This is a genomic window from Arthrobacter sp. 10T425, assembly GCF_056393985.1.
Genome location: NZ_JBFTGZ010000004.1, coordinates 92,476 through 112,050 on the forward strand (window position 1 = coordinate 92,476; position 19,575 = coordinate 112,050).

The 19,575-nt window shown below is 67.5% G+C and carries 19 protein-coding genes; 9 read left to right on the forward strand and 10 right to left on the reverse strand.

Annotated elements, in window-relative coordinates:
* Positions 1–36 precede the first annotated feature (36 nt).
* Positions 37–366 carry a carboxymuconolactone decarboxylase gene (locus tag AC1DDH_RS06280; RefSeq protein ID WP_476849568.1) on the reverse strand — a complete coding sequence of 110 codons (330 nt, stop codon included), beginning with the start codon at positions 364–366 and terminating at the stop codon, positions 37–39.
* A gap of 324 nt (positions 367–690) precedes the next feature.
* Between AC1DDH_RS06280 and AC1DDH_RS06285 the strand changes: the two genes are divergently transcribed.
* Both AC1DDH_RS06285 and AC1DDH_RS06290 read left to right on the forward strand, forming a co-directional pair.
* Positions 691–2,130, forward strand: coding sequence for a DUF2252 domain-containing protein (locus AC1DDH_RS06285; protein WP_476955065.1), 1,440 nt, complete (start codon positions 691–693; stop codon positions 2,128–2,130).
* A gap of 28 nt (positions 2,131–2,158) precedes the next feature.
* A complete protein-coding gene (locus AC1DDH_RS06290) occupies positions 2,159–3,661 on the forward strand; it encodes an FAD-dependent oxidoreductase (RefSeq protein WP_476955066.1) in 1,503 nt (500 codons plus the stop codon).
* Here the strand turns inward: AC1DDH_RS06290 and AC1DDH_RS06295 are convergent.
* From AC1DDH_RS06295 to AC1DDH_RS06305, 3 genes are all read right to left on the reverse strand, one after another.
* Positions 3,658–4,401, reverse strand: coding sequence for a CDP-alcohol phosphatidyltransferase family protein (locus AC1DDH_RS06295; RefSeq protein ID WP_476931736.1), 744 nt, complete (start codon positions 4,399–4,401; stop codon positions 3,658–3,660). The two genes, AC1DDH_RS06290 and AC1DDH_RS06295, sit on opposite strands and share 4 nt — an antisense overlap.
* Before the next feature lie 207 nt (positions 4,402–4,608).
* Positions 4,609–5,019 (reverse strand): hypothetical protein, encoded by a 411-nt coding sequence (locus AC1DDH_RS06300; protein ID WP_476849572.1) that lies wholly within the window; start codon positions 5,017–5,019, stop codon positions 4,609–4,611.
* Positions 5,020–5,063: 44 nt separating this feature from the next.
* Positions 5,064–5,429, reverse strand: a complete 366-nt coding sequence (locus AC1DDH_RS06305) for a cupredoxin domain-containing protein (RefSeq protein WP_476849573.1) — start codon at positions 5,427–5,429, stop codon at positions 5,064–5,066.
* A gap of 202 nt (positions 5,430–5,631) precedes the next feature.
* On the opposite strand from AC1DDH_RS06305, the gene AC1DDH_RS06310 reads away from it, so the two are divergent.
* Positions 5,632–6,579, forward strand: coding sequence for a cation diffusion facilitator family transporter (locus tag AC1DDH_RS06310; protein WP_476955067.1), 948 nt, complete (start codon positions 5,632–5,634; stop codon positions 6,577–6,579).
* A gap of 38 nt (positions 6,580–6,617) precedes the next feature.
* Here the strand turns inward: AC1DDH_RS06310 and AC1DDH_RS06315 are convergent, their stop codons facing one another.
* A complete protein-coding gene (locus tag AC1DDH_RS06315) occupies positions 6,618–8,909 on the reverse strand; it encodes a putative bifunctional diguanylate cyclase/phosphodiesterase (RefSeq protein WP_476955068.1) in 2,292 nt (763 codons plus the stop codon).
* A gap of 219 nt (positions 8,910–9,128) precedes the next feature.
* Positions 9,129–9,431: a DUF4193 domain-containing protein gene (locus AC1DDH_RS06320; protein ID WP_028276793.1), complete on the reverse strand. Its 303-nt coding sequence runs from the start codon at positions 9,429–9,431 to the stop codon at positions 9,129–9,131.
* A gap of 315 nt (positions 9,432–9,746) precedes the next feature.
* Between AC1DDH_RS06320 and AC1DDH_RS06325 the strand changes: the two genes are divergently transcribed.
* Together AC1DDH_RS06325 and AC1DDH_RS06330 are read left to right on the forward strand one after the other, a co-directional pair.
* Entirely contained in the window at positions 9,747–9,992 is a 246-nt protein-coding gene (locus AC1DDH_RS06325; protein ID WP_230008878.1) for a hypothetical protein, read from the forward strand.
* A gap of 96 nt (positions 9,993–10,088) precedes the next feature.
* Entirely contained in the window at positions 10,089–10,799 is a 711-nt protein-coding gene (locus AC1DDH_RS06330; RefSeq protein ID WP_230008877.1) for a response regulator transcription factor, read from the forward strand.
* On the opposite strand, the gene AC1DDH_RS06335 is transcribed toward AC1DDH_RS06330, so the two are convergent.
* Complete coding sequence (locus AC1DDH_RS06335) at positions 10,747–12,219, reverse strand: sensor histidine kinase (RefSeq protein WP_476955069.1); 1,473 nt, start codon at positions 12,217–12,219, stop codon at positions 10,747–10,749. The two genes, AC1DDH_RS06330 and AC1DDH_RS06335, sit on opposite strands and share 53 nt — an antisense overlap.
* 344 nt (positions 12,220–12,563) lie before the next feature.
* On the reverse strand, positions 12,564–14,489 hold the full coding sequence (locus tag AC1DDH_RS06340) for an alpha-amylase family protein (RefSeq protein ID WP_476955070.1): 1,926 nt from the start codon (positions 14,487–14,489) through the stop codon (positions 12,564–12,566).
* A gap of 166 nt (positions 14,490–14,655) precedes the next feature.
* Here AC1DDH_RS06340 and AC1DDH_RS06345 point away from each other — a divergent pair, with 166 nt between their 5' ends.
* The gene (locus AC1DDH_RS06345; RefSeq protein WP_476855969.1) at positions 14,656–15,405 is read left to right on the forward strand and encodes an ABC transporter permease; all 750 of its coding nucleotides are present in this window, start codon (positions 14,656–14,658) and stop codon (positions 15,403–15,405) included.
* A 24-nt stretch (positions 15,406–15,429) separates the two neighbouring features.
* On the opposite strand, the gene AC1DDH_RS06350 is transcribed toward AC1DDH_RS06345, so the two are convergent.
* Complete coding sequence (locus AC1DDH_RS06350) at positions 15,430–15,933, reverse strand: HtaA domain-containing protein (protein WP_476871518.1); 504 nt, start codon at positions 15,931–15,933, stop codon at positions 15,430–15,432.
* A gap of 184 nt (positions 15,934–16,117) precedes the next feature.
* On the opposite strand from AC1DDH_RS06350, the gene AC1DDH_RS06355 reads away from it, so the two are divergent.
* From AC1DDH_RS06355 to AC1DDH_RS06365, 3 genes are all read left to right on the forward strand, one after another.
* Positions 16,118–17,101, forward strand: a complete 984-nt coding sequence (locus tag AC1DDH_RS06355) for a S1C family serine protease (RefSeq protein ID WP_476871519.1) — start codon at positions 16,118–16,120, stop codon at positions 17,099–17,101.
* Positions 17,102–17,457: 356 nt separating this feature from the next.
* A complete protein-coding gene (locus AC1DDH_RS06360; RefSeq protein WP_476955071.1) occupies positions 17,458–18,396 on the forward strand; it encodes an AfsR/SARP family transcriptional regulator in 939 nt (312 codons plus the stop codon).
* A 181-nt stretch (positions 18,397–18,577) separates the two neighbouring features.
* On the forward strand, positions 18,578–18,841 hold the full coding sequence (locus AC1DDH_RS06365; protein ID WP_476855967.1) for a hypothetical protein: 264 nt from the start codon (positions 18,578–18,580) through the stop codon (positions 18,839–18,841).
* Positions 18,842–18,920: 79 nt separating this feature from the next.
* Here AC1DDH_RS06365 and AC1DDH_RS06370 read toward each other — a convergent pair whose 3' ends face one another.
* Positions 18,921–19,541, reverse strand: coding sequence for an L-threonylcarbamoyladenylate synthase (locus tag AC1DDH_RS06370; RefSeq protein ID WP_079549522.1), 621 nt, complete (start codon positions 19,539–19,541; stop codon positions 18,921–18,923).
* Positions 19,542–19,575 lie beyond the last annotated feature (34 nt).

Sequence of the window (19,575 nt, forward strand, 5' to 3'; positions counted from 1 at the left end):
GCCGACGCCGTGACGTGCGGTTCGTAAGTAAGGGTACTAGTCCGGGGTCCCTGCTTCGAGTTCTTCCTCCGCCATTTCGAGGGCAAAGCCCAGCGCCTGGACGAGATTGGTGGTCGCCGCCACGATCCGGGGAGTGCCGACGATGGGTGCAACGGCGATCAGGATGCCCCGGACATCCTCCAAGGTGATGCCGACGTCTACGGCGGTACCGGCGTTGAACAGGTAGGAGGCGCCCGGGGCGTCGACTGCCGCGAGCGCCGCAATCCGGGCCAGCATCAGTTCGCGAGGCTCAAGGGTGGAGCGTTCGAGCGAAACGGCGGTGATGTCGGCGAGGACGGCGAGAACAGGTGCTTCTTCTTCGGCCATGGTTATGTCTCCATCTGGTTTCAGTGTTGTGCGCCGAGTGACGCGACGTGAGCGGATCGGCCCGACTCGTCATGAACGTAACCCGCCACGACCAGGGGTGGCATCACCCGAACCGCATGAATCGATTGGTCAGTGGCCCGGCTGCGGAACAGATGGCGTTTTGAGCCTGCGCTGCGGGATCCATCAGCGATGCGTTGACGATGGGCCGGTTCGGGGCCAGAATCGCAGTAGCTTGAGCCGAGACGCAGTGGCGCGCTCGGCGGGGACTGACCCAGGCAAGCAGTGCCGGTGGCGGTTCCGGACCTAACAGGGAGGTCGCCGATCATGGCCGAGACCAAAAAAGTCAAGCATCCGAGTGTCGAGGAGCGTGCTGCGAAGGGCAAGGGCCGCCGGGAAAAGACGCCTGTCTCCGCCCACACTGGGTGGAAACCCGCGTCCGATCGCCCGGATCCGGTCGCGCTGCTTGAGGAACAGAACCTCACCCGCGAACAAGACCTCGTGCCGGTGCGTCACGGCCGGATGCTGGTCTCACCGTTCACGTTCTACCGGGGCGCCGCCAAGATCATGGCAACCGATCTGAAAGACACTCCCCGGGCCGGCCTGGTGTCCCAACTGTGCGGGGACGCCCATCTGTCCAACTTTGGCGTCTTCGCCTCACCAGAGCGGACCCTGTTGTTCGATCTCAACGATTTCGACGAAACTCTGCCCGGCCCATTCGAGTACGACGTCAAACGCATGGCCGCGAGCTTCACCATCGCGGCGCGGAACAACGCGTTCACCAAGGAAGAAACGCGCGACGCGACACTCACCGCCGTTCGTGCTTACCGCGAAGCGATGGCAGAGTTCGCACAGATGGGCACCCTGGACATCTGGTACGCCCGCCTGTCCGAGGAACAGCTGATGGAGACCATCGACCTGGCCGTCGCAACCCAGAAGGGCAAGGCCCTCAAGAAGACTGCCCAGGGCATGGAAAAAGCGGCAAAGGCGAACGTCGCGAAGGCCCACACCCGGGACAGCCTTCAGGCACTGTCCAAGCTCGGCGAGCGCGTGGACGGTAAGTACCAGATCGTCAGTCAGCCGCCGATCGTCATCCCTGTCCGGGAACTGGCAGATACGTACGGTATGTCAGGCGAGGAGGTTGAGAAGGCTGTTCGTGACCAGCTCCGGTCCTACCGGGCCACGCTGCCAGACGACCGACGAATCTTGCTGGAGCGCTTCGAGGTCATCGATGTCGCCCRCAAGGTGGTGGGCGTCGGCAGCGTCGGCACACGGGCGTTCATCGCCTTGCTCCAGGGCCGCGATGAGCAGGATCCGCTGTTTCTGCAGGTCAAGGAGGCCACAAGGTCAGTGCTCGAGGACCACCTGCCGAAGAGCAAGTTCAAGCAGCCGGGCGAGCGCGTGGTGCAGGGCCAGCGGATGATGCAGGCCGCGAGCGACATCTTCCTGGGGTGGACCAAGGGCGTGCAGGACAACCGGTACCTCTACTGGCGCCAACTGCGTGACATGAAGGGCTCAGCCATTGTGGAAGGCATGAAACCGCTCGGCATGGGATTCTACGCCAACGCCTGCGGCTGGACCCTCGCCCGTGCCCACGCCCGGTCAGGGGACCCGATCGCAATCGCCACTTACTTGGGCAAGAGCGACAAGTTCGAACGCTCCATCACCGACTTCTCCGAGCGGTACGCGGACCAGAACGAAAAGGACTACCAGGCCTTCGCCGACGCGGTTCGCTCCGGCCGTCTGGAAGCTACTGAGGGCCTCTGATTCCGGATGTTCAGCAGAAGGCGCCGCCGTGGGTGAACGGCTCGAAGGACGGCAGGTTTCGCTCTGGATCGCCACAACCGGTACCACCCGCTATCCCTCCCTGGACACGGATCTTGAGGTCGACGTCGCCGTCGTCGGGGGAGGGATCGCCGGCCTGACGGCGGCGCTGGCCCTCAAGCGCGCCGGCAGCACCGTCGCGGTCCTGGAGGCAGCCCGCATTGGCACCGGCGTCACTGGGCACACCACCGGCAAGGTCACCTCCCTGCACCGGCTGGCCTACACCGAACTCGCGGACCGGCACGGACCGGACGTCGCGGGCACGTATGGGCAGGCCAACCAGGCCGCCATCGAGCACATTGCGCGTGTCGTCGCGGAGGAGGGCATCGACTGCGACTTCCGCAGGGTATCCAATTACACCTACGCAGAATCCGACGACGCCCTCGCCCGGGTCCGCGGCGAGGCGGCCCTGGCCGGGCGGCTCGGCCTGCCAGCCGTCTTTACCTCCGAGGTGCCGCTGCCGTTCGGTGCCCGGGGCGCAGTCCGGTTCGACGGCCAGGCGCAGCTTCACGCGGTCAAGTACCTCCAAGGCCTCGCCCGCGCCGTGGACGGGAGCGGAAGCCACGTACTGGAGGACTCGCGCGTCACCTCGGTCCACGACGGGGTGCCCGCCGTCGTCGGGACCGGGAGCGGCACCGTCCGGGCGCGCGAGGTGATCATTGCCACCAACGTCCCCGTAGGCGACGCCGGCCTGTTTGCCGAGCGCTGCTACCTGCACCGTTCCTACGTCGTTGCCAGCCTGGCACCCGCCGTGCCCCTGGACGGAACCTTCATCAGCGTCGACGAGCCGATGCGCTCCATCCTGGCGATCGACATTGAGGGTTCCCGATTCGTTCTCACCGGCGGCGAGGGGCACCGTGCCGCCGAGGCCAGCGATGCCGCCGAGCGGTACCGCCGCCTCGCGGCTTTCTCCCGGGAACGCCTCGGCACCGGGGAGACCAGCTTCCGCTGGTCCACGCAGGACAACATGCCCGTCGACGGGTTGCCCTACGCCGGGACTTTGACTCCGACGGCGGCGCACCTTCATGTGATCACCGGCCTGCGCAAATGGGGCCTGACCAACGGCACCGCGGCCGCCCTGATCCTGGCCGACACCCTGTCGGGCCGTCACAACCCCTGGGCCGCGGTATTCGATACCAACCGCCCTTCCGCCGGCCAGGCCGGCGGGGTGCGGCAGCAACCGGACCAGCCGCCCCCACACCGGCTGCCGGATCAACCGGCCGTCGCCGGGCTGCGACCCGGCGAAGGCACCGTCGTGGAGATCGATGGCGAAATGACCGCCGTCTACGCTGGCGCTGCCGGGGGCCTCCTCGCCGTCTCGGCCATCTGCACGCATCTGGGTTGCACGGTCGCGTTCAACGCGGACGATTCGACGTGGGACTGCCCCTGCCACGGCTCGCGGTTTTCCGCCGACGGCGCCGTCATCCAGGGCCCGGCGACGATGGACCTGGCGCCGAGACCCGCACCGCGTTAGGTTCCTGCCGGTGTTCCGGCCCGTATGGCGGGGGAGCCGGCGGCCGAAGCGCGGCTTGCCCGGAGCCGTTCCAGCTTGACCACGTCCCGCCCGAATGAAAAGGCCAGCAGCCCAAGCGCCGGCCCGAGCACCATGGCTCCCAGCGGCGGAGGCACCCCCGGCAACAGGGCGAACAGCAGGGCGGCCGGCTGGGTGGCTCCGATGACCCTGCGGACCGTGCTGGACGGCAGCGGGTTCTTCAGGGACGCCCGGAACCAGGCCGCTGCGAGGAACGCGTAGTACATCAGGCCGATGCCCAGGGGCCACAGGCCGAACTTTCCCGCCGCGGCGCAGGACAGCACCAGGACCAGCGCGGCGTCCGTATCCGAATCCAGGCGTGAACCCTCGGCCGTGGCACATCCCGTGAACCGGGCCACCCGTCCGTCGACGGCATCGAGCAGGAACGCGGCCGTGCCCAGGACCACCACCAGAAGGTCTGGTCCGGTTCCGGCTCCGGCGATCAACCCCACCACCGTTTCGGCGGCACAGCAGGCCACGATGCCGGCCCTGCCGAGGGTGACGCGGTCCGCGGGGGTGGAAAAAGGGGGTTTCCGCCGCAGAACGGAGCCGGCGGCCCGGGTGATCACCGCGGCCCCCGCCGCCAGGGCCAGGAGCCAGGGCACAGGATCCGTGAGGACCGCCGCGCCGAGCCAGGCCCACACCACGAGATAGGCGCCGACGGCGGTGCCGGCATCCGCCACGGCACGGCGGGCGGCTGCCGATCCCGGCCCGGTCTGCCCTGGCGCCGGGGAAGCGGTGCCCCTCGTCGGTTCTGCAGGCCGGATTCCAGGCACGTTTGCTGACCCCGTGCCTGTAGACGCCGTGTCCTCTTGTTTCGTGCCTTCTGCAAACGACTTCAGCCTGAACCACCCCGCCCACATGCTAGCAAGTCCGCGGCCCGGGGTTGGTCAATGCTTGGACTGGGTGCCCTGCCCGTTCGTCCGCCGTCCGGCCCGGACGAAACCGATGGCTGCCAGGACGGCTCCGGCGCCTTCAGCCACGGCGCTGACAGACTTCTCGAAGAACCAGATGGGCTCGTACATGGCCGGGAAAGGCCCGAACGCGGGAATATTCACGTAACGGTATGCCACCACGGCCATGAAGGCGCTCAGCGCGACGACGAATGCGACGGCGAAGGCCGCCCTGCTGCCGCGCAGCAGCACGTACAACCCGGCCAGCACAGCGGCAGCTGATTCCAGCAGGAACAGGTTCCCTTGGCCGATTCCCGCGGAGTTCCCCGCCTGGTAGCCCGGGGCCAGGTGGATGTGGACGGCGGCGTCAATGAACAGGGCAACGGCCGTGAGGATTCGCAGTGTCATGCCGGCCGTATGGACCCGCACGGCCCGTCCGGGGCTCTGGGCGCTCATTTGACCACCAGCGTCCCGTGCATGCCCGGATGGTAGGTGCAGTGATACGCGTAGGATCCGGGCTTCGTCGGCGCGGTGAAGGTGGCAGTGCCGCCGCCCTTGACCTGGGCATCGAACGCTGAGCCTTCGTCAGCCGTGACCGTGTGCGCCGCGGCATCCATGTTGGTTACGGTGACCGCCGCGCCGGGGGCCACGGTGAGCGGGTCGCCGTAGGCGAAGTCCTTGATGGTGATGGTGGTGGCGGCGGCGGTGCCCGCCGTCGGGCCGGCCCCGTAGGCGGGGCCGGGTGGGGGCGCCGACGTCGACGCCGGCGATCCGCTGCCGCCGGCGCACCCGCCGGCGCCCAGCAAGATCAGGAGCACCCATAGCGATGACAGCTTCCGACGAGCATTCATTGCGCACCACCCCGAGCGGCTTGAGGAAACGAGCGGATGAACGTACTAGCTATATTGTGCGCCTGACCGGCACGAATGGAACCAGTCTGCGTCGAACGCCGGTCCGGGACAGCCCGGGGAGATAGCGTAGTCCCTGGCATGCATCCTGCAGCCGAGGGAGGAAAATGGCGTGAAGCGTAAGAAGTCCTGGTCCGCATCGCTCACGGTGCTGATTGCCTTTGCAGCGAACGTCCTTGTCGCGGCAGCCAAGACAGTGGCCGCACTTATCTCTGGCTCGGCGTCCATGACTGCCGAGGCGGCCCACTCCTGGGCCGATACCGGCAACCAGGTCTTCCTGCTCATCGCCGAACGGAAAGCCGCGCGGAAACGCGACAAAGCCCACCCCATGGGTTACGGGCGCGAGGCCTACGTATGGTCAATGATCGCCGCCTTTGGCTTGTTTACGGCCGGCGCGGTGGTGTCGGTGATGCACGGCATCCAGCAGCTGATCACCCCGGAACCGCCAGGTGACTATGGGATCGCCTACCTGGTGCTGGCCATCGCGTTCGTCCTTGAAGGCGTGTCCTTCATCCAGGCGTTCCGGCAAAACCGGAAGGCGGCGCGAGAGCTGGACCGGAACACCCTGGAGCAGGTGCTCAAGGGCTCCGACCCCACGCTGCGCGCCGTCTTCGCCGAGGATGGGGCAGCGCTTGTTGGCCTGCTCATCGCCTTCGCCGGGATATTCCTGCACCAGGTCACGGGGTCCTCCGTGCCGGACGCCGTGGGGTCCATTCTGGTGGGCATCCTCCTGGCCGTGGTTGCCGTCGTGCTGATCGACCGGAACCGGCGCTTCCTGGTGGGGCAAGCCGTGACCGGCGATATCGAGGGCACCATGGCCCGCCGCCTCCTCGAGCACCCAGCGATCGAACGCATCACGTACCTGCATGTCGAATACGTCGGCCCGCGCAAGCTTTACGTCGTGGCGGCCGTGGACATACAGGGGGACCTCCGGGAACACGACGTCGCCGCGGCCCTACGCCGCGTTGAACGCGAACTTGAGGATCACGAAACGGTGGAAGAGGCCGTCCTGACACTCGCCACCGCGGACGAGCCCTCGTTGGACTTCCCCGCCGTTTGAGCACAACGCCGACCTCCGGGTCCGGTCCTTCGGCTGGCTCAGGCGCCGGCCGCCGTCGCGTCCATACCTGCCGGTGGCTGCAGGCGGGCCCCGGAGGCCAGCAGCGCCTCGAGAACGGGGGACGGGCTGGGACTGGCCAGAAAGAAGCCCTGGCCCATGCCGCAGCCGAGCGAGCGCAGGAGATCCAGCTGCCCGGTGTGCTCAATGCCCTCGGCGATGACAGCCAGGTCCAGTTTCCGGGCCACTTCCAGAATGCCCTCGAGCATCGCCGCGGCCGGGGCGTCCCCAGGCAGCCCGGACAGGAAGGCACGGTCGATCTTGAGAATGTCCGCGGGCAGCGCAGCGAGCGTGCTGAGCGAGGAGAAGCCGGTCCCGAAGTCGTCGATTGCGATGCGGACGCCGAAGCTCTTCAGCCGGTTCAGGGCAGCGACCCCGCCGTCGGCGCTCGTGGCCAGGGCCGATTCGGTGACCTCGAGGATCACCTTGTCGGCCTGCGAGGCGGGGTGGGCCAGGATGCGCTCCAGGGCTGCCAGGTTCCGGTCACTCGATAGCTGAAGAGTGGAAAGATTGACCGAGACCCAGAAGTCTTCGGCAGTGCCGGGGGACCGGCGCCAGCCGGCGACGTGACGGCTGGCGGTGTCCAGGACCCAGCAGCCGATGGGCCCTATCTCGCCGGTTTCCTCGGCCAAGGGGATGAAGTCGGCCGGTCCCAGCCGGCCCAGGGTCGGGTGCTCCCAGCGGACCAGGGCCTCCACCCCGGCGATCTCGCCGGTGCCGAGATTCACGACCGGCTGGTAGTCGAGGCGCAACTGCCCGGCCTGCACGGCTGTGGCGAGGTCCGCCCGGAGAGCGGCCCGGTAGGTCATTTCGTCATATCCCCGGGCATCGAAGAGCTGGTAGCGGCCTTTGCCGCCGTGCTTGGCCATGTACATGGCGAAGTCCGCCTGCCGCATCAACTCGGCCGGATCTGCAGTGCCGGCGCTGCGCTGGGCGGCGCCCATGCTGACGGTTACCTTCAGCCGGACGTCATCGATGCAGAAAGGGTCCCGCAGCGTGTCCTGGATGCGCCGTGCGACGTCGTCCGTCGCCGTGCCGCCCTCATCCGTCACGACGATCGCGAATTCGTCACCGCCCAGCCGGGCGACGAGGTCATGTCCGCGCACGCAGCCCCGCAGCCGTTGGGCCAGCTGGATGAGCAACGCGTCGCCGCCCTCATGGCCCAGCGAGTCGTTGACGTCTTTGAAGTCGTCGACGTCGATGACCAGCAGGCCTTCACGCCCGTCGCAGACCTCGGCGCCAGCTGTTTCCGGGTTCTTTGTTCCGGGGTCGAACGCGGCGGTGAGGCGTTCGGTGAGGACTGCCCGGTTGGCCAGTCCCGTGAGCGGGTCGTGGGTGGCGCGGAAGGTCAGTTCCAGGTGGTTGTCGTGCACGGTGGCCGCCATGGAATTGAAGGCCTCGGCCAGCTGGCCAAGTTCGTCATTGCGGACAACGCTGATCCGGTGGCTGTAATCACCGGACTGCAGCTTCACGACCCCGCGGTACAGACCCTCCACAGGGCGCATCAGGTACTTGGTCATCCGCCGGCGGAAAAAGAACACCCCGCCCGCGGCCAGGGCAAAGAGGGCCGTGCGGACGGTCGATACCATCTGCTGAAGCCCGGCCCCACGGGCGACGCCGTCGTCAAGCGCGTCGAGCGAAGCGCGACGGACGTCGGCGAGCAGGGCGCGGGCCTTGGCGCTGGATTCGGCGAACGCCGGCGCCTCCGCCACTCGGTTGCCGTGGAGAGTGGCCACCTGGCTTCCCCAGAGATTGTGCGCGGACAGTCCCTCCTGCCAGGCGGCCCGGGCCCCGCGGACTGTGGCCCGCATGCCGTACGCCTCCGGCAGGATCCGGGCGGTGGCATCGAACTGGGCGGAGAGGTCCTTTTGTTGCAACAAAAAGGCGGACGGATCTGCGGGTCCTGCGGACAACAGCTGGAGTCCGGCTTGTTCGTGGGTCTCGATGCCGGTCCGGAGCTCGGAGATGGCCTCCGACTCGACGCGGTGCTGTGCGGCGGCGTGCTGGATCTGGTCCGTGACAAAACGGACGCCGACCAGGGTCACCGCGGCCCCGGCGAGCAGGGCAAGGATCACCAGGATGAATGCCCTGGACCATTCGCGCTGCAGGCTCCCTGCGCGGGCGGGTTTGCCGGTGCGGGGGGTACGGGTGCCCGCCTGCCCTTCAAACGGCATGGCCGGCCCGTCGGATCGTTCGGGTCCACTGGCGTCGTTGGCGGCGGCCGACGGCGGCACAGCAGCAGGGTCAGCCAAGCTGCTGGTGGATTTACGCATGGTCAGCCTCCGGCCGTGTGCCGGCAATCGCCGCATCGTCAAACAGGAGCGTAGCCGAACGTGCCCCGGCTGGTCATGTCCTGCCGCCTCCCGACACTATTGTGAAGCATGTGACAGAAGTGTATTCGACGGGTGGCCCGGCGGGTAGCGTCCGGCGCCGGAACCACACCTGCAGCGCTGAACGTCCCCGGACCGGCTGAGCCGGTCCTGCCGGGGGCTCTAGCTGAGGCAGTCTGCGCAGTAGGCGTGGCCGGCCTTCTCCTTGGCCAGCTGGGACCGGTGCCGCACCAGGAAACAGGAATAGCAGGTGAATTCGTCTTCCTTTTGCGGGATGACCGTGACGGTCAGTTCCTCGCCGGACAGGTCTGCCCCCGGCAGTTCCACGCCTTCGGAGGTATCGGCCTCGTCGAGTTCGCGGACAACGCTTCGCGCGTCAGGCGCATTCGCCGAACGGAGCGCCTCCAGGGAAGCGTTGCGGGATTCCGCGACGTCGGAGCGTACTTCGTCATAATCGGTTGCCACCTGGTGATACTCATTTCAGTTGCTGGGCGTGTGATTCGGAGTCTCTCCGGATCTACTTATCTCTGTATCTCCGGATCTCCGGATCTCCGGGATTGAACCGTACAGCATGACGCCGTGTAAATGCTGGGGACCGGGGCAGTCGCGGCAGTGACGCTCATGACACCCGGAGGCGGACGCCCCCGACGCCGGCCTTCCTGCTTTGTTCGCCACTCGTCACCGGGGCGTCACGCGCCGTTAATTTGGGTGCCCTAGCCTGATTCTTTAGGCACCATCCACCTTGGGCACCATCCGCACCATCCGTCGGGAGGATTCACCATGGCCGATATTGCTGCAGTGCTGGGACGGCTCACGCAGGACGAACTCAATGAACTGCGGTCCCTGGGCCCCAGCGGGCACCTGACCCGGCGCCTGACCGACGCCATCGACCGCGCAGCCGGCGGCCCCGGAGCCGGGCGCGGCTACTACGTCCCCAACGGGAGCGTCAGTTCCACCGGCGGACCGCACGTGGTCCTGCGCAGCGACGTTTCGGGGTGGCTGTTCGGTCCTCCCCAACAGGCCTGACCGAACAGCGACGGGCATCCCCTCCCACTGGACCCGCCAGGTTCCTTCCAGCCCGGCCCCGGAAGGGCCATACTGGCCCAAAGAGAGGGGGCTGGATTGCGGATCCTGATGGTGGAGGATGAGCATGCCCTGGCGGAAACAGTCCGCCGCGGGCTGAAGAACGAGGGGTTCGTCGTCGACGTCGCCCACGACGGCGTGCGGGGACTCGCGGCGGCGCTGGAGAACGCGTACGATGCCATCCTGCTGGACCTCATGCTGCCGCGGATGAACGGCTACGACGTCTTGAAGGAACTGCGGCAACGCAAGGTGTGGACTCCGGTGCTGATGCTCACGGCCAAGGACGGCGAATACGACCAGACCGATGCCTTCGACCTGGGCGCTGATGACTACCTCACCAAGCCGTTCAGCTTCCTGGTGCTGGTGGCCCGGATCAGGGCGTTGATACGGCGCGGAGCGCCCGCCAGGCCTGTCATCATGACACTTGGCACGCTGTCCCTGGACCCCGTCAGCCACAGTGTGCGCCGCGGCGACACCCTCATCAGCCTCACGGCCAGGGAGTACGGGCTCCTGCATTATCTGATGCGCCGGCATGACCAGATCGTCTCAAAGGCGGAAATCCTGCAAAACGTCTGGGATCCGGCTTTCGAGGGCGCGAACAATGTGGTGGAGGTGTACATCGGCTACCTTCGGCGCAAGATTGATGTCCCGTTCGGGATCCACAGCCTGACCACGGTGCGCGGCATGGGCTATCTGCTCAGCGCCGACCCGACCCCTGAACCCCGTGCCGCCGGGAGTTCCGAGGAGTGACGTCGGCCGGCGCCACAGGTTCCGGAAGGGGAAATGTGATCTCAAAGCGGCAGTGACCCGCCGGTCCGTCCGTCGGACGGATGCTCCCATGATGGGCGGCCACAATTCCAGCCGCGATGGCCAGGCCAAGTCCGCTGCCGCCGCCTTCCCGGGAACGGCTGCCATCGAGCCGGACAAACCGTTCGAAGATCCGTTCCCGGTCCGCCTCCGGGATGGGGTCGCCGTCGTTGTCGACAGTGAGGATGACCCGGTCCCCGGCGGTGTGCAGGTCCACGGCGATCCGGGACAGGGCGTGGCGGTCCGCGTTGTCCAGGACATTCCGCAGGACCTGCGCCAGCCGCCGGGCGTCGCCGCGGATCCGGGTCGGAACGAGCTGCACCGAGATCTGGTTCCGGCTGGTGGACCGCAGCCGGCGGATCTCCTGGTCCAGCACGTCGTCAAGATCGACGTCCTTCTGCTCCACGCGCAGGCCGCCGTCGTTGGCCTTGGCCAGTGTCAGCAGGTCCTCCACGAGGAAGCTCATGCGGGCCGTCTCCTCGGAGAGGACATCCTTCATCTGAAGCCACATCGCCCCGGTCGGGTCCGCCGCCGCGATCTCGATCCCGGCCCTCAGCGTGGCCAGCGGGCTGCGCAGCTCGTGGCTGGCGTCCGAGACGAATCTGCGCTGTTCGGTGTCCGAGGCCTGCAGCCGGTCCAGCATGGTGTTCATGGTCAGCGCCAGGGCGTGGATTTCGTCGTTGGTGGGCGGGACGTCGACGCGCCCGTCCAGCCGCTCGGCCTTGATCCGGGCCACCTGGCCACGGATCCGCTCAACCTGGCGGAGGGAACGCCCCACCAGGAGCCATACGGCCACGGCCACGGTCCCGAGCAGCAGCGGCGTGGCTCCCAGCATGAACCACGCAACGGTGGAAATGGTGTCCGCCTGTATCTGTGATGCCTGGGCCACCACCACGGTATAGCTCAACGTGCCGGTCCGTGCTCCCACGGTGACGATGTGGTAGTCGTCGGTGTCCCCGATGCTCGGAAGGCTCGAGACGTCCTGGGTCATGGTGTGGCCCGGGCTGGGCCGCTGGGCTGAGAGCGGGGCGTTGGCGACCTCGGGGTCCGAGCTGGCCAGGACATACCCTTCGGCATCCAGCACCTGGACGAACTGGCCCGCATGCGCGGTGTCAATGATGTAGGCGCGGGCATCCTCGATGTCCATGTCCTCCATCTCGGCGACCACGTCCAGGGCCTTCTGCTGGGCTGCGGCGTCGCTCGACCGCGCCAGGGACGCCTGCAGCAGGACCAGAAGGACGACGCCGCCGAGCAGCAGCGCCACGGCTACGACGCCGACGGCGACCGCCGTCGAGCGCTTCCGCACGCCCCATCGAATCTCGCCCGTGCCGGGGCCGGAGGGGGCCCGTTTGCCCAGTGCCATGCTCCAAGAATGCGTCAATGCGCGGTTCGGGACAACCACCGCGGCCGCATTGCCGGCGCCGCCCGCCCGGCCGGCACCCCCGGCGGTGGCCGGAGCGCTCCTGCATGAGCGCACGTCCCCAGGGAGAGGCTGCTCTCAGTCTCTTCTCAGCGGGATGGGGGAGAGTGGAAATAGGCCGCATAAGACCGGCCGCCGGCCGCCACGGGGCCGTTCGTCCACAGATTCCGGCCGCACGCTCTCCTCAACCAGTGTGCGGCCGGACACGGCACCCGGGCGAAGCGGCGCAGCGGACGCCGACACAGCCGCTACCGATATTGCATGCCGATAAGCCGCGGGCCAGCGCCTCAAGGCCGGGGCGTCACCCGGAGCCAGACGAACTGCCGGGCGTCCAGGACCAGTCCCGCGTCGAGGCACACGTGGGCGCCGGTCAGGACGTCGACGGCGCCGGCCGCGAAGCCGGAGAGCGTCAACGCCGTTACCTCCTCGGGGCCGTCGCTGAAGTTGGCCAGGGCGAGGATCAGCGTTCCATTTCCGGGACGCTGGTACCCCAGGACACCCGGGTTGTTCGTGGCGAACCCGACCAGCCGGGTCCCGGCCAGTTCCGGCGTCGCGGACCGTACGGACACCATCCGGCGCAGCCCGGCAAAGACCGCCCCGGCGGGGGTTTCCGGCTCCGCGCGCCGCGCGTACCCTGCGGCCGGGTAGTGCGGCCGGTGCACCCAGCGGCTGTCCGTTCCGTGGCCTTCCTCGTCGGCGTACCCGTAGTCGTTGAACTGGCCGACCTCGTCACCGAGATACAGCAGCGGGATGCCCCCGGTGCTGAAGGCCACCGAGTGGGCCAGCAGGATCCGGTCCACCGCCGCAGCGGTTCCGCCCTCGAGCCCGCAGAGCGACGCCGTTGTGCCGGAAATCCGGCAGTCGCCGGTGCGGGGGTTGTCCTGAAAAGGCACGCCGCGGGCGAAGCTGCCAGGGAAACGGTTGACGTAGAAGGAATTGAGGAACCGCCGGTGCTCGAAGGCATTGATGCCAAGCTCGGCAGCGTCCTCATCCGCAAACGTCCAGCCGATGTCGTCATGGCTGCGGACATAGTTCACCCACGCCGTGCCGTCCGGAATATTGTGGCGCCGCTCCAGGGCCTGGGTGAGCAGGGACACGTCGCGGGTGGCCAGCGCCTCCCAGGTCAGCGCCATCTGCAGGGGGTTGTAGGAGAGCTGGCACTCGGCGGGGTCAATGTAGCGGGCCACCTCGTCGGGGTGGACGATCGCCTCGGACTTGAACAGCAGCGACGGCGCCGCCAGCCGGCACACGGCGTTGAACGCCTGCAGCAGCGTGTGGGCTTCGGGAAGGTTCTCACAGGGCGTGCCGAGCTGCTTCCAAATGAAGGCGACGGCGTCCATCCGGAGAATGTCCACGCCCTGGTTGGCCAGGAACAGCATCTCGCCCGCCATGGCCCGGAACACGTCCGGGTTGGAGTAGTTCAGGTCCCACTGGAAGGTGTGGAACGTGGTCCAGACCCACCGTCCGTCCGGCAAATCCACAAATGAGCCGGGATGGTCGTCCGGGAAGATTTCGCGCACGGTTTGCTCGAACGCGTCCGGCATGGACCTGTCCGGGAAGATCCAGTAGTAGTCGCTGTAGGCCGGCTCGCCCGCGGCCGCCTTCCGGGCCCATTCGTGCTCGTCGGAGGTGTGGTTGAAGATGAAGTCGACCACGAGGCTGATGCCGTTCGCCCGCAGCTCGGCGGCGAGGTCACGCAGCTGCTCCATGGTGCCCAGCCCGGGATTGACGTCCCGGTAACTGGAAACGGCGTAGCCGCCGTCGGAGTGCGGTTCGGGGGCCAGGAACAGCGGCATCAGGTGCAGGTAGGTCAGGCCCAGTTCCTTGAAATAGGGGATCCGGGCGCGGACGCCTTCGAGGTCCCTGGCGTATCTGTCGACGTAGCAAACGCCGCCGAGCATGGTGTTGGACTGGAACCAGCCGCTGTTGTGTTCCCGTTCGGCGTCGAGGCCCTTGAGCGCGGCAGGCCTCTCTGCCCACGAGCGGGCAGACTGCATCACAAGGTCGGTGAGCTGATCCAGCCAATCCGGCCGTGCGCCGTAGAGATCGTGGAACAGCCGGAACAAGGCCGGGAAATGACGGTCGAAGCGCTCTTCGAAGACGGCCCGGTCCGCGCCGTCCCACCCGATGCCCGTGCCCGCCGCTAAGGCCCGGAGCACATGCCGGCGGGCCTCGCTGTCGACGCCGTCTGCTAAGAGGGCGGGTTCAACCATGGAGCATCTCCTTTGACCAGTTTCAATCCCCGACGGCGCGACGACCGTTCACATCCTTGCAGACGGACGCGCGGGTGCCCAGCACGGCAGCCGTGTCCGGCGAGGGAAGGCAGCCGACAGCCGATGCCGCCCATGCTGCTGCCGGGAAGGTCTATAGGCTGGCGTGATGACCGCCCTGACTGATCTCCTGCCCACGCTGCTGGGCGTCGGGCTCCTGATGCTGGTCACCGTGGGGTTGCTTGCGGTCTTCCGGATCCCGCACCGAACGGCGCCGGCGCTGGCCATCCTGCGCGGGGCTGTGCAACTGGCTGTCATCAGCCTCATACTGGGCACTGTCATCACCAGTCCGGTCTGGGTCGGCGCAGCACTTCTCGTGATGTTTTCGGTGGCCGCAGTGACGGCCGCGCGTCGCCTGGGGTGGAGTTGGGGCCGCCTGGCGGTAGTGGGGGGCTCGATGGCGGCCGGCATCCTGGTGACCCTGGCGATCGTTTTCGGCACGGGCGCGATAGCCCTGACGCCCCGCTACGCGCTGGCAATTGGGGGGATCGTGATCGGCAATGCGATGACCATCGCCACCCTGGCCGGCCGGCACTTTGCCGAGTCGGTGAATGAACGTTGGGATGAGGTTGAAGCGTGGCTGGCTTTGGGGGCGACGCGGCGTCAGTCGACGTTGGAGCTGGCCCGGCGCGCCGTCTATTCAGCCCTCATTCCTTCGACCGACCAGACTAAGACGACGGGACTTGTCACCCTGCCCGGGGCGTTTGTGGGTGCGATCTTCGGCGGCCTTTCACCCTTGGAAGCGGGCCGCTTCCAGATCGTCGTCCTCGCCTCGATCATGGCGGCAGGTTCCATGACCGCCGTGGCCCTGATCGGGATCATCGCGCCGGTGAGGGTGCGTCCGGTGCCTCCACGCTAGCTTCCGCGCAGTGGCCCGTCCTAACTACGCCGGCACCCGGATGACGAGGGGGTCCATCGCCTGGCCGTCGGCGTACTGGCCGTCGAACAGTTCCGAACCGGCCTGGGAGATGGCGACCTCGACGCGCTCCCAGACGAGAAACCCTTCCATGTTGCGGGGCGCGGCAGTGCGCAGGGTGCCGACATCCGAGCGGTCGGTCCCGCCGCCGTCGCCCGTGCTGATGGACAGGACCCCGTGCCCGGCCGCGAACTCGACCCATGGATCCAGCAGCCGGACGAACATCATTCCGTGGTGCCCGGCGACGCGGACATCGCCGCGGAACCGCAGCACCCCGGTGCCACTGGCGGGATCGTACTCGGAACCGGCGGGAGCGAAACAGAACTCTCCGGACGCAGTGACCGTGGCGCCGTCGGCCGCGGAAACAGCACCGTCCGGGAGTCCCGAAATGTAATCCATAAAGCTGCGCTTGATGCCCCAGGTCAGACCCGGCAGGGGCAGCGGGGCGGGGGAGGCGGACGTTGGTGTCACGTAGGTTCTCCTGGGCTGTCGGGCGGATCTACGTCCGAGCCTAGCCGCGGATCCGCGCCGGGCTGAACTGTTGCACCGCCGCCGCTTCATCCTGCGTATTTCTCTGACGGCGTATGCCCGCCAGGACTACTCCCGGGACGGCGGTGGTTGACTTGGATGAGTACCGTTTAGCAGGAGGTGCACCGTGGCCGCGTCAATCAGCAGGGTATCCGGATCCGATGTGTCCGAAGACCCGCTGGATTCCTATTCCGCAACGGTCATCCGCGTGGCCGAGGCTGTCACCCAGCACGTCGCCGCGCTCGAGATGACCGGCAACGGGCGCAACGGCAGGTTGAGGGTCGGTGCGGGGTCGGCCGTGCTGTTCACCACGGACGGATATCTGCTGACGAACGCCCACGTAGTGGGAGGCGCCCAGTCCGGCCACGCAGTCTTCGCCGACGGCACCAGCACGGCTGTTGACGTGGTGGGCGCCGACCCGCTCTCCGATCTTGCCGTGGTCCACGGCAGGGCACCCACCGCTGCACCGGCTGAACTCGGCGATGCCGAGTCCCTTCGGGTCGGCCAGCTGGTCATCGCCGTGGGCAATCCGCTCGGGCTCGCCGGCTCCGTCACCGCCGGGGTGGTCAGCGGGCTGGGCCGTTCGATCCCGGTCTGGTCCGGACGGAGCCGGCGCGTGATCGAGGACGTCATCCAGACCGACGCGGCCCTCAACCCCGGCAGCTCCGGCGGGGCGCTGGCAGACGCCCGCGGGCGGATCGTCGGCATCAATACGGCCGTGGCCGGTGTTGGGCTCGGCCTGGCCGTTCCCATCAACGCGACGTCCCGGCGGATCATCGCTTCGCTGCTCAAGGACGGCCGCGTCCGCCGGGCCTACCTGGGCCTGGTCAACACACCCATCCAGTTGCAGCCGAGCGCCGTCGTCCGGACGGGCCGCAGGGAGGGCCTGCTCGTGGTCGAAGTCCTCCCGGATTCCCCCGCCGAGCGGGCCGGGCTACGGGCCGGCGACATCCTCCTGAAGGTCGGACACATGTATGTGTCCAACGCCGAGAGCCTGCAGAAACTGCTGTTCGCCGAAGCGATCGGGGAGCCGCTGGACCTTGCCGTGCTCCGGGACGGCGCGGACCTGCGACTGGTGGCTGTGCCCGCCGAGATGACCGATAACCAGTAGGGAAACCCGGTCCCGACCCGCGGTTTCAACGTGCTGGAATTTGGCCGCCGGGGGCCAATTCCTTGCCCGCCTAAACTACTTGGGTCCGCATGGCGGCGGCCCGCGGAATTACTTGGTTGGCGCCGCAATCACCTGCCCTCCGCTCCGCCCGCTTACTCAGCGGTACTGACCCCTGTACGCGTCTTTCTTTGGGCGAAAGATCGGGTAGCGGCATGCCTTGTTGCGCCCCGCCGGGCGTGTCACGGTGTCATTGGAAAGCCGGAGGGAACAGAGCCTCAGTACGGCCTGGTTTCAATGTTGATCCGGCTCTCCATAGACGATTGAGTTCGTTTTACCTGGGGAAATCGGAGAACATCGTGGATAGCCCAAAGGAAACAGCACCTTCCATTTCGGTCCGCCTCTTCGGATCATTCGAAGTGCGCCGGGACGGCGTGGCGCTCACCGCCGCCGACATGGGCGGATGCAAGCCCCGGCACATACTGGAAATCCTTCTCCTGAACCTTGGCACGCCCGTGTCCAAGACCCGCCTGATCGATCTTCTCTGGGGAGCAGGAGCCAGTGACGGCTCCGTAGCGACCCTCGAGAGCTATATCAGCGGTATCCGCCGTGCCATCCAGCCGGGGCAGACTAAGACCGGCCCGCTCCGCACGGCCAACAGTGGCTACGTGCTGGACCCTACGCTCGTGGACCTCGATCTGTTCCGGTTCCGTGACCTGGTCCGCGACGCGGGTGAGCTGCCTCCGGCGGAGGCCTACCCCCTGATGCTCGAGGCCCTGGAGATTTCCGCCGAGCCGCTGCTCGGGTTCGAACTTGCCTCCGATTGGGCCGAAGAGGCGCGCGCACGTCATACAGCCGAGAAGGTGGCGCTGCAGATCCTCGCGGCAGAAACGGCGGCTCGGCTGGACAAACCAGACGATGCCGTCAACCTGGTCCAAGCTGCCATTCGCGCGGAGCCCCTGAACGAGCGGGCCTGGACGGTGCTGGTGACGGCCTATGAACAGGCAGGCCTGCCGGCCGAGGGCCTCTCGGCCTATGACCGCTGCCGGCGGCTCTTCGACCGCGACCTTGGCTGCAGCCCCGGTCCGGCCCTCCAGGAAGCTCATCTGCGGCTCCTGCGGCAGCGTGCGGAAAGCAACTCCGAACTCTCCGAGGTACTGGCGGCGCTGCTCTATCTGGGCGAGCGGTTGAACGGGCCCAAGAGCCGGCAGTTGCCGGCGGCCGAGTCCCGGCGCATGCACGAGAACGCCGGGCGGGTGCTTGATTCCTTCCTCCAGCGCGTCCGGGCCGCGGTCTGACCCCCGCGGGGCCGCCACCGGTGGACCGGCGGCGCCCAATTGATGACCGGGATGGCCGCCACCGGGACGCGGGCGTTAGCTTCGTCACGTGGCCGGGATTCTCGGGGAATTCCGCCGCGCCGGGCCCCATACTGGGAATATCCCCGGCGGGCAGTCCCACCGCCAGGTGTGAGGAGGGCCCATGGAAACCTTGAAGAAAGTCGTCACGAACGAGTACTTCCCCGCAGCCGCTGTGCTGTCCGGAGTCATCCTGTTCTGGGTCCTGGGCCTCTTCGGCGGACTGTCCCTCCTAAGCACCCGCCAAAGCCCGGTGACCACCCTGACGTGGATGATGTTCGTCTACGCCGCAGCGGTGCTCTCGCCCCTGGCCGGGCTTGTCGCCGCCATCGACCTCGTGCGCCGGTGGCTGCGGAACCGGCAGGCGGCCACGGCGGAATCCGCCTAGTCCGCCCCGCCTGGTCCGCCCCGGCGCCCGGCCGGCGCCATGCCGTTGCCGGCGTCGTCTGTTAACCGAAGCGCCACTGTTACTCGAAGCGCGACGGATCACCCATGCCGCGCCGGACGATTTCCGCGACGCCGCTGGAGTAGTCGATCACCGTGGTTGGCTCGGCACCACAGTCGCCGGAATCGATCACGGCGTCCACCACGTGGTCCAGGCGTTCCTTGATCTCCCACCCCTGAGTGAGTGGCTCTTCCTCATCGGGAAGCAGCAAAGTGCTCGACAGCAGCGGCTCGCCGAGCTCAGCGAGCAGTGCCTGCACGACGTGGTTGTCCGGGATGCGCACGCCAACAGTCTTTTTCTTCGGGTGCAGCAGCCGTTTCGGGACCTCCCTGGTCGCCGGCAGGATGAAGGTATAGCTGCCCGGCGTGACGGCCTTGATGCTGCGGAACACATCGTTGTCGATCTGGACGAACTGGCCCAACTGGGCGAAGTCCTTGCAGACGAGGGTGAAATGATGTTTGCCGTCCAACTGCCGGATGGTCCGGATCCGGTCCAGGGCCTCCCGGTTACCCAGCTGAGCGCCCAGCGCATAGCAGGAATCCGTGGGGTAAGCGATCAGGCCGCCTGAGCGCACGATGTCCACCGCCTGGAGGATCGAACGGTGCTGGGGGTTCTCGGGGTGCACATCGAAGTATCTCGCCATGCCAAGAGCATACGCCCGGCGGCCGCCCGGACGG

Coding starts and splice junctions, on each gene's coding strand:
- AC1DDH_RS06325 (WP_230008878.1), top strand. CDS start 9,747: ATGGCCGATATTGCTGCAGTGCTGGGACGGCTCACGCAGGACGAACTC.
- AC1DDH_RS06365 (WP_476855967.1), top strand. CDS start 18,578: ATGGAAACCTTGAAGAAAGTCGTCACGAACGAGTACTTCCCCGCAGCC.
- AC1DDH_RS06345 (WP_476855969.1), top strand. CDS start 14,656: ATGACCGCCCTGACTGATCTCCTGCCCACGCTGCTGGGCGTCGGGCTC.
- AC1DDH_RS06300 (WP_476849572.1), bottom strand. CDS start 5,019: ATGACACTGCGAATCCTCACGGCCGTTGCCCTGTTCATTGACGCCGCC.
- AC1DDH_RS06315 (WP_476955068.1), bottom strand. CDS start 8,909: ATGCGTAAATCCACCAGCAGCTTGGCTGACCCTGCTGCTGTGCCGCCG.
- AC1DDH_RS06280 (WP_476849568.1), bottom strand. CDS start 366: ATGGCCGAAGAAGAAGCACCTGTTCTCGCCGTCCTCGCCGACATCACC.
- AC1DDH_RS06335 (WP_476955069.1), bottom strand. CDS start 12,219: ATGGCACTGGGCAAACGGGCCCCCTCCGGCCCCGGCACGGGCGAGATT.
- AC1DDH_RS06340 (WP_476955070.1), bottom strand. CDS start 14,489: ATGGTTGAACCCGCCCTCTTAGCAGACGGCGTCGACAGCGAGGCCCGC.
- AC1DDH_RS06370 (WP_079549522.1), bottom strand. CDS start 19,541: ATGGCGAGATACTTCGATGTGCACCCCGAGAACCCCCAGCACCGTTCG.